Source organism: Desulfobacula sp. (assembly GCF_021107415.1).
In genome coordinates, this window is sequence record NZ_JAIOSW010000227.1 from 1 (window position 1) to 13,747 (window position 13,747).

Consider the following 13,747-nt stretch of genomic DNA (forward strand, 5'->3'; position numbering starts at 1 on the left):
CTGGCTGGCTCAATCCTTGGTTAGTGATGAAATCAAACCGATTAAAGGTAATTCGTTTTGCGTAGAAGCACTTAATAAACCTGAATTATGGTAAAAAATTTTTTATGGTGGCAACAACAACATGACAAGGTTGTAACCGGTTGACAAACCGCTGTGTAATTTCTCAACCGGTTACAGCGACATTAAAATTCAACTCTATATTTCCTGACAATCTTAATCAATAGTATTCTTCCAGAGTAATTTTTGTAATATATTTGCATGAATATAGCGCACAAAAAAACTGGTTTGCCGCAGTTAAAGATAATTATCCATGTCAGAAGTATTCGGAGCCTGGAATAGTTTTGGATGCCGAACCTAATTGTAACTTCTTTGGATGTTGACATTTTTTTTTATTTCAGTATTTATTTGCCGAATTCAATGGGGTGACTTGTATCCAAAATTATAAGTTCCGTTTTTAGAATCTATTTTGAAATAGGGGAGGGCAGTTACGATGAAATTATAAATTGTGGTGTGGCCCCCATGTGGCCCAGGCGCGTGAAGACTCGCGCCAGTCGTGGTGGGACTTGGGTTCAACTCCCGCCGCCTCCACCAATTATTTATTGTAAATTCAGTCGCTTATGTAAAAAATATCTCTTAAAATAGTGCTGTCAAAGTGCTGTCTTTTTGCATTAGTTTTTTCATGCTTTTCAAACGAAATCAGGTTTCCGTTTCCCTTTGCAATCTTGGCCATTTCAAAGGCCGTATCTTCCTGGTACTGACAGTACCGGTCAAAGGCTTTATTTGATTCATGTGATGACGCTTTTCTTGCGTTGATCGTTCCAGCTCTCCTGGCAATTTCCGTTGTGGTTGTATGACGGGTAGCCTTGGCAATGTCTTTAATTTTTAGATCTTGGTGGTGTAATGTCCTTATTAAATAAGAGATTAAAAAAAACGATAAAATTATTGCAATTAACGCGGGAAGAATTTGCAGTTCTGTGTGGTGTGAGTAGATCTCAATTGTATAGATATCTAAGTGGTGAACAACAACCTGGGGTATCTTTTTTGCAAAATTTACAAAACAAATTTCAAAATGTCGATATTAACTGGCTGTTGACAGGCATTGAACAACCTTCAGATACTGAGTTTTGGTTAGCTTTAGATACAAACGAATCTCCAAATCCAGACCTCTGGGTGTCTCTACAAGCCCAGGGATTAAAGTTTGAAACTCGAATCTCAGCGATGTTTGTGTTTGAGGCAATGAAGGAAACAAAGCACGTGCTTGAAGATATAGAAAGAGAGAATTTAGCCAATTTCATAGCAAAGCATGAAGTTACCAAATTATATAAATCAGTTATTGAGCATGTTCTACTATTAAAGAAAATAAGAGTTGAAAAAGAAAAAATAGACAGCATGAAACGGGCTGTGGAAGATGTCAAATTCAAAGAATTAAACAAAAAATTAGCCAAAGAAAGGCTTGAATCCAAACAAGGCCCTAAGAAAAAAAACAATGAGTAATAAATATCAAGCAGGCGATCTTCCTGACTTGGCCATTGGCCCCGGCCAGTGATGAGCCAATGGAGGATGGAGTCCCCACGCCTGCTATAGTCCAAAATTCATCTTATTTTCAATGTGTTGAAAATCTTGTTTAAGAACCCTTTTTTTAACGAATACCTATGTATAGAGAATAGGAAGTGAAAAATTAATCTTGACATTTTGTAGCTTAAAGGCTACTTTATATTTAATGGAAACCACTGAAAGGCTCATACAAGAATTCATTACCCGGGATGGCACCAATCCTTTTAGAGAATGGTTTGATTCAATCAAAGATATACGGACGCAAGTAAAAATTGATGTGAGGCTTGCCAGAATACGACTTGGTAACTTTGGCGATGCAAAAAGTGTGGGCAAGGGTGTCTATGAATTGAGAATCCAGTTCGGACCTGGTTACCGGATCTATTATGGTCTTGAAAAAGATAAAATTGTAATTTTGCTTTGTGCCGGTGATAAAAGCAGCCAAAAAAAGGATATTAAAAAGGCAGTAACCTTTTTGGATGAATATAAAGGAGAGAAGTAATGGCCACTGTAAATTATCAAGAAGGGCTTTTAGAACGACTACAGGACCCTGAATATTCTTCTGAGTATCTGAATGAAGCATTGAAAAAAGGACCTCAGGAAATATTCATGCTGGCACTCCGTGATGTGGCAAAAGCCAAAGGGATTTCACAGGCTGCCAGGGAAGCAAATCTCAACCGGGAAACTATGTACAGGATGCTATCAGAAAAAGGGAATCCGAATCTTTCAAGCCTGAATAAATTATTAGATACCCTGGGGCTTACATTGAGTATTGGGAAGAAAGAAAGCACCGCATAAATGCCATACAGGTTGCTATGAGAGGGGTTAATGAATAATCAAATTACGGAATCAAGTGTTGCGATAATGTTCATCGTGTTCTCCTTATTGTTTTAGTTTTAAATTTTATTCTTTGAGACCTTGTTTTTACCTAATATTATTCGGTGGTGAATCAATAAAAATATCAGGCAGTCTTTTTTAATATAAATAGTGGCCCTTGAAACGCCAAATTCTTTTGAAAGCTGAGTGGGATTCATTCCCCCATGGCTTTTGTCCCTAATATCCCGTTTCTGGCTATCTGTGAGTGAGACCTCCTGCCCAGGTGCTTACCTTTGGCCCTTGCTGCCTCAATCCCGGCAAGCTGCCTTTCCTTCCGGAGGTTGGTTTCAAATTCAGCAAAGACACCTAACATTTGCAAAAAAGCCCGGCCCGTTGCCGTGCTGGTGTCTATCTTCTGATCCAGGATTTCCAAGGCAGCGCCTTTATTTTCGGCATTAAATAACAGAGGGCGATCTGCATAAAAAATGAAACGAGATTTGATTACAAAAATCGTAGCAGACCACCATGATATGATCATTTCCTGGCACCGGCGGATTCACCAATATCCGGAGTTGGGACTCAAGTGGGAGCAAACAGCCAAGCTGGTGAGTGAAACCCTTTTTAAACTTGGTTTGGATGTTAACACGGGTTTGGCTATGACCGGTATTTCTTCTACTCTGCACGGGATGTACCCACAGCCTGTAGTTGGATTAAGAGTTGATATGGATGGGTTGCTTAAAGGCCCATGTCCAGATGTACTCATCGGTCTGCATATTGACCCTTCCTTGGAGAGTGGACACATCGGTATTTGTTTTGGACCCACCATGGCAGGCACTGTTGAGCTTGAGCTGAATAAACCCGATATTGCAAACAGATGTTAAATGATATAGTTTGCTAAAGATACAGCCCGGTAGGTTGTGAAAAATGCGACCCTATTAACGGAGATATGTATTTGCTTTATTTTTTAAAAAATATGATACGTGCGGGGTTGAAACGCAAAGGGATATCCCTCGTTTTTGCCTACTTGGCTCTTTTATTGATATCAAGCTTACTGATTAAACTTGTTGAACCTTTTGATTCCGCTTTAACTCATTTTGACCAAGCGCTTTGGTGGAGTATTGTGACCAGTACAACTGTTGGCTATGGCGACCTGTTCCCTGTCTCTAATCAGGGTAAGGTTGTAGCAGTTCTTTTGCCCATGTTCATGGGTATCGGCCTTGGTGCCGCATTTATTACCCATGTTGCTTCATTATTGATTGAGAGGAAGGATAAAAAAATGCACGGAGAAAAAAAATACACAGGAAAAAGACATATATTGCTCGTGGGATCAACCGATGAAACAGAACAGCTGGTTGAAGAAATCAAAAAAGATGAAACATATACTGATCAGGACATTGTCCTTGCAGCTGACATACCAAGGCATCCTTTTCCGGATCTGGATAATGTTTTTTTTGTCAAAGGCCCGCCTGATACCCGCCACACCCTCAATAAAGCCAATATAAAAGAAGCTGCACAGATCATTATTCACACAGGAAATGATGAAGGAAGTCTGTTTGCCCTTATTAACGCACTTAAACTGAAAAACAGGGCCTGTGAAATTACTGTTCGCTGTATTTCAACTCAGTCTCTGGACACATTTTCCAGTGTTCAGGGCGACTTCCAAATCATCATGCAGATGACAGCTGAAATGATGGTACAGGCCATGCAGGACAAGGTACATATCCCATTGCAAATCCTGTTGAAAAATGATGCTGCTGAAGAAATTTATTATATGGTTGTCCCTAAAACCATTCCGGATTTCACCTGGTGGTCTCTGCACGATTATTTCAAGGAAAAATATAATCACCTGACCTTTGCCATGCAAACCGTTGATAAAAAGGTGATCGTCAATCCATCAAAAGAGGAGATGGTTTCAAAAGGAGATGGGATCTGGCTCATAGCTCAAAAAAGACCGATTAATATCGCATGGCCACCATAAATCATACGACACCATTTAACATAATAACCTTCGGAACAAACGCCATAATTTGTCTGCCCATTCGGATCTTTGATTTGGAATACTGTAGTTTTGGCAAGTTATTCGGACAGTTTTGTTTGTTGCAATTTTCCCAGCCATTATTATCGATTAAATAGGCATATTTATTTTAAAGAAATATTTTTTATGGGTAGTTTGTATACACCTGGATACATTTTCCTGGGTAGAAAGTATACAATAAAGCTGATTCGATATTAATGCCTTATTGTCATTTCATCCTAAATATACATTATAAATTCAACATGTTGAAAAATATTTTTCTTATTGGCACACCCCTTGCTATATTATGTTTCAACAAATGATCAAAGAGATCAATTAACAAACAAAAATATAAATATTGGAGATTATCATGAAAAAAACAATTATTATCATCAGTTCATTACTCATGGTTTCACTTGTAGCAGGAAGTGTATTTGCATGGGGACCTGGCAAGGGTCAGAGAATGGGTTCTGGCTTCAATCAAGACTGTCCACGATATGGAGGTCAAAACGTCTGGAATAACCTGTCTCAGGATCAGAGAGATGAACTGGGCAACCTTCACCAAAAATTTATTGATGAGACCTATCAGGTTAGATCTGCAAAATTTCAAAAACAGCAGGAAATGAGAATGCTCATGGAGATATCCGATCCTGACAGGACTAAACTTGACAAATTATCCCAGGAAATCACTGACCTGCAAAAACAGGTAAGAGACAACTGGATCGACTTTCGGTTGGCGGCAAAGAAAATTTCTCCTGAACTTGGCATGGGTAAAGGGTTTGGTAAAGATCGAGGTAAAGGCTCTAACAGAGGGGGCCGAAGAGGTTGCCAGGGCCAGGGAATCGGCTGGTATAATAACAATTAAAAGATGGCCTGTCTTATTGTATGAAAGCCCGGAAGGATGGAAGCATCTTCCGGGTTTTTCCTGTTAAAAAAAAAGATTTAATTTACACCCGAGATGAATATAGCAGAGCCTTTAACTATTTTCTTGACAACCTGTAGTATTCTCTTATTTTTCTCCTTTGGAATTAGTTTAGGAATGCCAAATATTTCAAAAAGAATCGACTCTGCTTGTCAAAGTGTTGAGTTGGAAATACCTATTAAAAGAGGATTGTTATGTTAAAAAACATTTTATTAATGCTTGTGTTAGGGCTCATTATTGGTTGTTCGACAGAACAACAGGCAGAAAATTCATCACAACCAAGCGCTACCGGGTCTCAGAAAATTGCATCTTTATTAACTACGGCGGAGGTATCTGAGGCGCTATTTTTTAACCTGGTATTTTTCCTTGATCCCAACGGGGGGCCATGCAAAAGGCAGGACGCTATCCTTATGGGCATGTCGGATGAACTTAATGGAAAAGTAAATATCAGGTATATCAAAACCACTGTACCTGCCCATAGGAACTTATTTTATCAATATGGCATACGGGGCCTTCCCACTCTTCTCCTGGCAGACTCCTCAGGTAAGGAAATCAAACGCATGACACCAGGGATACACAATGCAGCAAATATTCGCGCCCTTATTCAATCTATAGAGAGGTCCTAGATACAATGACTCCCGCAGATATCACATTCGCATCTATTTTCATGAGCATCATTGCAGGGCTTGCCAGTATAGCATCCCCATGCGTTCTCCCCGTTATCCCTATTATTGTCACTGGGACAAATGAAGACCACAGGCATCGCCCTTTGCTCATCGTTCTTGGCTTAAGCCTGAGCTTTATAGCAATGGGTGCAATCACCTCGGTTTTTGGAGGGGCTGTTTCCGGCATAATGCCTGTTGTGGAAAAACTTGCCGGAGTAATTGTCATTGCTTTTGGACTGTTCATGCTTTTGGGTATCAATCTGTTTAAAAAAGTTACTTTCTTTTACAGGTTTCAGTTCCAGAGCAAAGGGCGATGGTCTGGCCTCATTCTTGGACTTACCCTCGGTCTTGTCTGGATACCCTGCGTCGGCCCTATGTTATCCGGAGTTTTGGCATTGGTGGCAACCCAGGGAAAACTTTCATCCGGACTTATTCTCTTGGCTTTTTATTCTTTGGGATTCTCAATTCCCATGTTAATAGCCGGGTATGCCTCACTATCATTTCGGCAAAGAATTCGGGTGGTGAACAGTCATCCAATGGCGGTGCGGATTGTAAGCGGATTTCTTCTCATTGGATTCGGTGTCTACATTCTCACCTCCGGCATGCTGGGCATTGGATATGCTTTGATCGATTGAGTTTTTGATGAAATTGAAAAAAATTTTAAGAAGTAAATATTTAAGTTTTTTGGTTGAAGATTTTTGGCCTTCTGTGACCGTTACCAGAAAATTCATAATGTCATCAGAAGAAATCATGGACATTTCATAATGTCCGAATTCTTTTTCAAACACCGCCAAGAAACATTTGTAATTTAGGATGGTGTTTCTTTTGAATTCATCTGATGGTATTTCAGGAAACTTTTTATCGCTTTTGATGTTTTCATGATGGCCTCCATTTATTAAAATTAATGTTATTTTTGCCCGGATGAACTGGGCATTGAAATTATTATACAACTTTTCAACAAGGTTTCGAAATTTATTTTTATATGATTTTCATGGGGAGAATATTTGAAATAGACATACTCAGTGCACTTGAAGAGACTATAGTCCCACTTCATACCATATATTGGCGCTATTAAAAAAAATAAAAATAAAAATTTTTCACTCAGAATGCTTAATCTCTACCTGCGATCCGTCTCTCTCGATTAAAAAATAGACTTACCGGTTTTGGTTGTAAACAATTCAAGAGCCTGTGTTCCAGCCAGAGAATTTCCACTGGAATTGAGGCCGGGAGACCAGACAGCCACACAGAGCTGGCCCGGGATAAACGCGATAATTCCGCCGCCAATGCCGCTTTTTCCCGGCAAGCCTACGCGATAAGCAAAATCACCCACGGCATCATAGGTCCCGCAGGTGAGCATGAGTGAATTGATCCGTTTAGCTTGGCTTTTGCTTATTATTTGCTTTCCGGACCAAGGGGACAGTCCATGATTTGCCAGGATCATAAAACTTTTGGCCAAGTCAATACAATTCATGCTTAACGAGCATAGGGAAAAATAAATATCAAGAACATCTTCCACATCATTTTCAAGGTTTTCATAACTCTTGAGAAAATTGGCCAGAGCTGCATTCCGAAATCCTTTACTCTTTTCCGATGCAGCCACTTCCTTATCAAAATCGATATTCTGATTATTAGACCGATCCCGAACAAATTTGAGAATGGTTTGCTTTGCGTCCTTTGACTGGGAAAGGATAATATCTACCAGTACCATAGCGCCGGCATTGATAAAAGGGTTTCGGGGTATCCCATTTTCATATTCAAGCTGAACCAGTGAATTAAACGGATTTCCAGAGGGTTCTCTGCCGACTCGTTTAAACAAATTAGTTTCTCCCACAAATTGCAGGGCAAGGATCAAAGTGTAGGCCTTTGAAATGGATTGAATGGAAAAATACTCATCTGCATCACCGACAGAAAATAATTTTCCATTCAAAATCTGGACTGCCATCCCGAATTTATTCAAAGGTACAGTCGCCAGTTTGGGAATGTAATCTGCAACCTTTCCCTGGATAATGACCGGCTTGACTTCTGTATGAATTTCTTCAAGTATTTGTTGATAGTCCATATTTATATCTACTCAGTAATATTGGGCCATTTGGTGGTGACGCCTCTGTAATTTTTGAGCGTATATTCCTTCTCATCTTTTCCCATTATATAGTAATCGGGCATTAGCGGAATCTTTCCGATATTGGTGGCAATGACATACATGGGCTGGGCAAGCCCGGTGGTATGGCCGCGTATGGCATCCCGTATGAGTTCCGCACCCTTTTCAACCGGGGTTCTGAAATGATCGATTCCAGGGGCTGGTTCACAGTAGAAGAGATAATAAGGCCGTATGCGAACGGTCAAAAGTTTCTGGTGCAATTTTCTGAATGTTTCAACGTCGTCATTTATTCCTTTGAGCAAAACCGCCTGGTTGCCGACGTTGACACCGCAGGTAAGAAGCTTGAATACAGCCTCTGCGGTTTTTGGGGTAATCTCGTTGGGATGATTGCACTGGGTATTGATCCAGATAGGAACCTTGTGATACACGCTCAATACCTTTTTCAATCCATTGGTTATCCTCTGGGGTAATACAATTGGCGCCCGCGTACCGAAACGGATCATCTCAAGATGCGAAATTTCCCTTAATTTGCGGATGATATATTCGATTTTCTCATCCGACAGAATAAACGGATCTCCTCCGGTTATTAAAACATCACGAATTTCTTTATGCTCACCGATCCAGGCCAAGCCCTCATCCACATCCATGCGAAGCTGAAGTTCCCTGTCCACAACCACTTCCTTTCTGAAACAATGTCTGCAATAATTGAAACAGACATCTGTCACGGTAAAGGCCACACGGTCGTGGTATTGTCTGGCGATACTGTCAGGACGGACTTCCTCGGTGTTCCTGTTTTCCTTCCAGATCAGATAGTCGTCGATGCCGAATTTATTCACCTTTTCTTTCATGGAAGGCAGCACCTGCCTGCGAATGGGACAATTGGGATCATCTTTATCCATGAGAGAAGCGAAGTACGGTGACGTTCCCCATTTGGTTTTGAGGGTGGTAATGGCCTTTTCCTCTTCTGGAGTAACGTTGATTAACGCTTTTAGCCGTTCAAGAGTATTTATGCTGTTTTGAAGTTGTTTTTTCCATTCTTTCATCATTGATCTCCTTTATGTTGTTATAGTTCCACCGTCAACCATGGTCATTAAAAGGACGTAACGGTAGTGTTCATTTTAATATGACCGAGTCTTTTGCTGGCTTATCGGAACATATAAAATTCAGTTTTTTTCAGAAAGTTCACTATGATATTTCTGTTTCCAACTCCTCTAATATGTATCCGATATGGTTCAAGCGCTGTATGGCTTTATCGCCCAATTGTTTCACCAATTCGGAAAGTAATGTTTCGATGCAGATGATGGCGGCTACCATTGGATTGAAAAAATAATTGCCTTCAGCGGAAGCAATAAGGAAATTATCGGTTTCCATGGCCAAAGGGGAAGACAAGTTGTCTGTAATCGCGATGATGTCCGCAGCCTGGAGTTTGCCAATATGGCAGGCATCTGCAGTAGCTTTCGTATAGGGATTGATACTGATAGCCACCAGCAAGTCTCCCGATTTGAGTGCTGATAAATCATCTGCCAGTGTGTGGCCGGCCTGTCCGATAATGCTAACGCCATTACGGATCATTTTAAGATAAAAGCCAAGATAATGTGCCAGGGGATAGCTGCCTCGCAGGCCTACAATGAGGATACGTTCGGCATTGATCATCAGCTTGATAATGGTGGCAAACTTTTGTTCATCAAAAGTATCCGCCATCAGCATGACATTGCTCCATTCATCTTGAATCACCCGTTCCAACAAAGAGGTCTTGCCGTCATGGTCTACAGATCCCTTTTGCAAGAATTTTTTTACCTGCTCACTGTAAAAATTCTTACGCTGCTTTAGACTGCTTCGGAAAATATCTTTGAGGCCCGGGAAGCCGCTAAAACCCAGCTTTTGTGCCAACCGGGTAATAGATGAAATATTGATGTTGTTTTCCCTGGCTATTTCAGATATGGATTTGGCCGCTGTCTCGTTGGGATCGTCGAGCATGTGTTTCAGAACTGTCAGGGTACGATCGGTGAGCCGTATTGTGTGTTTGCCGTTTCGAATCTTGATATAAAGGTGTCTTAATTCCTCTATAGTTTTAGGGGGGCTGATAGACATAATCCAAAATTCCTTTTGTTAATAAACTGATATTAAGGATTAATACCCCACGTGCTGTAAAAAATTCTTCAATCTTTCAGTGGTGGGAAATTTCAGGATCGTTTCCGGATCACCGTCTTCTGCAATTCGACCATCGTCCATAAATAAAAGCCTGGATCCTGCCTTTTTAGCGAAACTCATTTCGTGCGTAACTACCACCATGGTGATGCCTTCCTTGGCAACAGCCATCATGACGTTGAGGACTTCTTCGCGCAATTCCGGATCAAGGGCTGATGTAGGTTCATCAAAAAGCATAATTTTTGGTTTCACCGCCATAGCTCTGGCAATCGCAACCCTTTGTTGTTGCCCTCCGGATAGCTCGGAAGGATAATGAGTGCTTCGGTCAGAAAGTCCGACTTTTTCCAAGAGATCTTTGGCAACGGCATTGGCCTCGCTCTGGGAAGCTCCCCGAACTTTTTTAGGACCGAAAGCGATGTTTTCCAGAGCGGTCATGTGCGGAAAAAGGTGGAATAACTGAAATACCATCCCAACTTCCCTACGGATATTGCGGATCTGTTGATAATGTTCGGGAAGAGAAATGTCATTGACTATTAATTCTCCTGATGTGATGATATCCAGCCCGTTGATACAGCGCAACAGGGTTGACTTGCCTGATCCTGAAGGTCCGACAATGATGATCACTTCTTTTTTTTCTATCGTCAGATTGATGTCATGCAAAACTTTCACTTTGCCAAAGCTTTTATTGACATTTTTAAATTCAATGAGACCGTTCATATTGCCGTCATCCTTTTTTCAATAAATTTCAGCGATAGAGCCAAAGCCGTTGTCATGATCAGATAACATACTGCAACCGCAGACCATATCTCCAGAGCCCTGAAATTACTTGCCATGATTTCCTGACCTTGACGTGTCAGCTCCCCAACACCGATGACAATAAACAGTGAAGTATCTTTCATGCTGATGATAAACTGATTGCCTAAGGGTGGAATGGCGCGTTTAAAGGCAATTGGGCCGATGATATTTATAATTAATTGCAGCCGGCTTATCCCCATGGCCAGACCGGCTTCAACCTGCCCCTTGTTTACGGATTGCACCGCACCACGAACGATTTCAGCCATATAGGCACCCGCGTTTAATATGATCGTAATAATAGCGGCAGTCAGGGCATTAAAGCGAATCCCTCTTATACCGGTGGCCACTTCAATCAGCATGGGCAGGGCAAAATAGATAAACATGGCTTGAACAATGATGGGTGTTCCCCGGATCAGTTCGATGTAGGCAACGGCAAGCTTCTGAGCGATAACGCTCAACACCCGAAAACCCCCATAGCTTTCGCCGCCTACAGCACTGGTTCCGGCAAGCCTGAAAAGTCCGGCCACAGTGCCCAAGATCAGGCCGCCGATGATACCGATAATGGTTATATACACGGTTAGCCTGGCACCTATGAGCAAAGAGGGGATCGCTTCCACTATATATTTAAATTCAAAGACCATGATGTTTCCTTCATATCTTGATTTCAATCAATTAAAATGTGAGGTTCAAGAGCCCCGGTTGAAGATTTATTAATTACCGGAGCCCTAAGTAACCACCGCTTTAATCTACCGATCGACCAATCAATAGATTTGGATATCCGCATCTCGTTTCAAATATGTGGTTGTGTGCTATTCCGGCGCTGAGCCGAACCACTTGATATAAATTTTGTCGAATTCACCGGATTCCTGCAATTCCAACAGGGCGATGTTGGCTTTGTCACGCAAAGCGCTTCCCTGTTGAAAACCGATTCCGTAAAAAGCCGCTTTTACGTTGGCACCGACCTCTTTGACTTTACCATGGCCTGCAGTTTTGATGAAATACAGTACATTGGGCGTGTCATGCATGGCTGCATCAGCACCACCAGTGACCACTTCCAGATAGGCCTGATCAATATTTGGGAACTGGACAATTTTTTTCGTGCCCAAATTCTTTACATAATCAACAGTTACCGTTCCGGTCTTCACCGCCACAACCTTGCCTTTGAGGTCAGAGGGGCCCTTAATATCGGTATTTTCAGTCCGTACCATGACCTTTAAGCCGGCTCTGAAGTAGGGATGTGAGAAATCAATAGCTTTTTCTCTTGCAGATTTAATTGTAATGGCTCCAAGAATCACATCCAGGTTACCGGAGGTTATTCCTGGGATAAGCCCGTTAAAATCCATTGGGACCAGCTTATACTTCACGTTTATACGTTTAGCAATCGCATCCCACAGATCAACATCAAAACCTGTGTACTTGCCGTCCTTGCCTTTGAATTCAAAAGGCACAAAAGCAGTATCTACACCCACACGTAAATCGGCAGCAGAAGCGAAACTGCCAACTGTCAAAATTGCCAATGTTGTCAAAATTGCCAATAACCATTTGTACTTAAATGTTTTTTTCAATTTATCCTCCTTTAAATTTTGATAATGGCCGATTATTTATTGTAAATGCCTTAGAGTAATATTTTTGTCAAGTATTTTTTTATTTTTTGCTATCTGTGCAAACTTATTTGCGCAACAATGTCAATGCTTATGCTTTTCAGACTCTTCCAGGATAATATCGACACCAGAAAGACAGGGGCGTTTCAACTGATCCTTCCTCAAAAAATTGGACGATAGGTTAAGCCATTTTTCGGAAAAATATTTGGGAAAGATGGTTATCCTCAGAATAGTCAAAAAATGATTATATTGACCTGTCTCAGTTTTCCTACCAAAGGTAGGCGAGTACTGGCATTTCAAGCCTTTAGGAAGAAAAAGTATAAAGGGGATTGAAAACTTTCCAATCTCCTAATTTTTTTATCTGTAAATATTTTCAATCCAATAGATGGCTTCATTATCACTGGCTTTTCCGAGGTACCTTTGTGTAGTCGATAAATTTGAATGGCGTAAAATGATTTTTGAAACTATTTCAATAGGCACTCCGGATCTGCTTACATAGGTCGCTGCGTGCCTTCTGAGGTCATGAGGTTTAACAAAAACACCAATCTTGTTACCAGCATTTTTAACAATCTCCCGGGTTCTTGTATATCCCAGGGGGAAAACTCTGTTATCATCCTTGATATTTTCCAACGCAATATATTCACGCAAACGAACGGCTACTTTTTTTGGAATAAAAACACCTTTTGCCGCTTTGAATATCTTTTTAAGTATGGGAGAGTCACACGGATTGGATATGCTTTGATCGATTGAGTTTTTGATGAAATTGAAAAAAGTTTTAAGAAGTGAATATTTAAGTTTTTTGGTTGAAGATTTGTGGCCTTCTGTGACCGTTACCAGAAAATTCATAATGTCATCAGAAGAAATCATGGACATTTCATAATGTCCGAATTCTTTTTCAAACACCGCCAAGAAACATTTGTAATTTAGGATGGTATTTTTTTTGAATTCATCTGATGGTATTTCAGGAAACTTTTTATCGCTTTTGATGTTTTCATGATGACCCCCTTATTTAAAATTGAATGTTTATTTGCCCGGATGAACTGGGCATTGAAATTATTATACAACTTTTCAACAAGGTTGCGAAATTTATTTTATCTGATTTTCATGGGGAGAATATTTGAAATAGACATACTCAGT

At 40.8% G+C, this 13,747-nt stretch carries 17 protein-coding genes; 8 read left to right on the forward strand and 9 right to left on the reverse strand.

Going from position 1 to position 13,747, the window contains the following annotated elements:
* Window positions 1-607 precede the first annotated feature (607 nt).
* On the reverse strand, window positions 608-730 hold the full coding sequence (locus K8S13_RS12300; protein ID WP_291462884.1) for a hypothetical protein: 123 nt from the start codon (window positions 728-730) through the stop codon (window positions 608-610).
* 170 nt (window positions 731-900) lie between these two features.
* Between K8S13_RS12300 and K8S13_RS12305 the strand changes: the two genes are divergently transcribed.
* The 3 genes from K8S13_RS12305 (at window position 901) to K8S13_RS12315 (ending at window position 2,349) form a co-directional block, all read left to right on the forward strand.
* Window positions 901-1,494: a helix-turn-helix transcriptional regulator gene (locus K8S13_RS12305; RefSeq protein WP_291462886.1), complete on the forward strand. Its 594-nt coding sequence runs from the start codon at window positions 901-903 to the stop codon at window positions 1,492-1,494.
* 226 nt (window positions 1,495-1,720) lie between these two features.
* Complete coding sequence (locus tag K8S13_RS12310) at window positions 1,721-2,053, forward strand: type II toxin-antitoxin system RelE/ParE family toxin (RefSeq protein WP_291462888.1); 333 nt, start codon at window positions 1,721-1,723, stop codon at window positions 2,051-2,053.
* Entirely contained in the window at window positions 2,053-2,349 is a 297-nt protein-coding gene (locus tag K8S13_RS12315; RefSeq protein ID WP_291462889.1) for an addiction module antidote protein, read from the forward strand. The genes K8S13_RS12310 and K8S13_RS12315 overlap by 1 nt, the downstream gene beginning before the upstream one ends.
* A 232-nt stretch (window positions 2,350-2,581) precedes the next feature.
* On the opposite strand, the gene K8S13_RS12320 is transcribed toward K8S13_RS12315, so the two are convergent.
* Window positions 2,582-2,800: a recombinase family protein gene (locus K8S13_RS12320; protein WP_291462890.1), complete on the reverse strand. Its 219-nt coding sequence runs from the start codon at window positions 2,798-2,800 to the stop codon at window positions 2,582-2,584.
* A 52-nt stretch (window positions 2,801-2,852) separates the two neighbouring features.
* Between K8S13_RS12320 and K8S13_RS12325 the strand changes: the two genes are divergently transcribed.
* The 5 genes from K8S13_RS12325 (at window position 2,853) to K8S13_RS12345 (ending at window position 6,603) form a co-directional block, all read left to right on the forward strand.
* Complete coding sequence (locus tag K8S13_RS12325; RefSeq protein WP_291462891.1) at window positions 2,853-3,248, forward strand: hypothetical protein; 396 nt, start codon at window positions 2,853-2,855, stop codon at window positions 3,246-3,248.
* A gap of 65 nt (window positions 3,249-3,313) precedes the next feature.
* Window positions 3,314-4,345 carry a potassium channel family protein gene (locus K8S13_RS12330; protein ID WP_291462892.1) on the forward strand — a complete coding sequence of 344 codons (1,032 nt, stop codon included), beginning with the start codon at window positions 3,314-3,316 and terminating at the stop codon, window positions 4,343-4,345.
* 406 nt (window positions 4,346-4,751) lie between these two features.
* The gene (locus K8S13_RS12335) at window positions 4,752-5,246 is read left to right on the forward strand and encodes a Spy/CpxP family protein refolding chaperone (protein ID WP_291462893.1); all 495 of its coding nucleotides are present in this window, start codon (window positions 4,752-4,754) and stop codon (window positions 5,244-5,246) included.
* Between the two features lie 251 nt (window positions 5,247-5,497).
* Window positions 5,498-5,929 carry a thioredoxin domain-containing protein gene (locus tag K8S13_RS12340; RefSeq protein ID WP_291462894.1) on the forward strand — a complete coding sequence of 144 codons (432 nt, stop codon included), beginning with the start codon at window positions 5,498-5,500 and terminating at the stop codon, window positions 5,927-5,929.
* Between the two features lie 5 nt (window positions 5,930-5,934).
* The gene (locus tag K8S13_RS12345) at window positions 5,935-6,603 is read left to right on the forward strand and encodes a cytochrome c biogenesis CcdA family protein (RefSeq protein ID WP_291462895.1); all 669 of its coding nucleotides are present in this window, start codon (window positions 5,935-5,937) and stop codon (window positions 6,601-6,603) included.
* A gap of 506 nt (window positions 6,604-7,109) precedes the next feature.
* Here K8S13_RS12345 and K8S13_RS12350 read toward each other — a convergent pair.
* From K8S13_RS12350 to K8S13_RS12380, 7 genes are all read right to left on the reverse strand, one after another.
* Window positions 7,110-8,027, reverse strand: coding sequence for a glutaminase (locus tag K8S13_RS12350; protein ID WP_291462896.1), 918 nt, complete (start codon window positions 8,025-8,027; stop codon window positions 7,110-7,112).
* 8 nt (window positions 8,028-8,035) lie between these two features.
* Window positions 8,036-9,112 (reverse strand): KamA family radical SAM protein, encoded by a 1,077-nt coding sequence (locus K8S13_RS12355; protein ID WP_291462898.1) that lies wholly within the window; start codon window positions 9,110-9,112, stop codon window positions 8,036-8,038.
* A 139-nt stretch (window positions 9,113-9,251) separates the two neighbouring features.
* Window positions 9,252-10,157: a MurR/RpiR family transcriptional regulator gene (locus tag K8S13_RS12360; protein WP_291462899.1), complete on the reverse strand. Its 906-nt coding sequence runs from the start codon at window positions 10,155-10,157 to the stop codon at window positions 9,252-9,254.
* A gap of 39 nt (window positions 10,158-10,196) precedes the next feature.
* Window positions 10,197-10,931, reverse strand: a complete 735-nt coding sequence (gene glnQ / locus K8S13_RS12365) for a glutamine ABC transporter ATP-binding protein GlnQ (RefSeq protein ID WP_291462900.1) — start codon at window positions 10,929-10,931, stop codon at window positions 10,197-10,199.
* Window positions 10,928-11,650: an ABC transporter permease subunit gene (locus K8S13_RS12370; protein WP_291462902.1), complete on the reverse strand. Its 723-nt coding sequence runs from the start codon at window positions 11,648-11,650 to the stop codon at window positions 10,928-10,930. The genes glnQ and K8S13_RS12370 overlap by 4 nt, the downstream gene beginning before the upstream one ends.
* 168 nt (window positions 11,651-11,818) lie before the next feature.
* A complete protein-coding gene (gene glnH / locus K8S13_RS12375; RefSeq protein ID WP_291462903.1) occupies window positions 11,819-12,574 on the reverse strand; it encodes a glutamine ABC transporter substrate-binding protein GlnH in 756 nt (251 codons plus the stop codon).
* Window positions 12,575-12,967: 393 nt separating this feature from the next.
* Window positions 12,968-13,477, reverse strand: a complete 510-nt coding sequence (locus K8S13_RS12380; protein WP_291462905.1) for a site-specific integrase — start codon at window positions 13,475-13,477, stop codon at window positions 12,968-12,970.
* Window positions 13,478-13,747 lie beyond the last annotated feature (270 nt).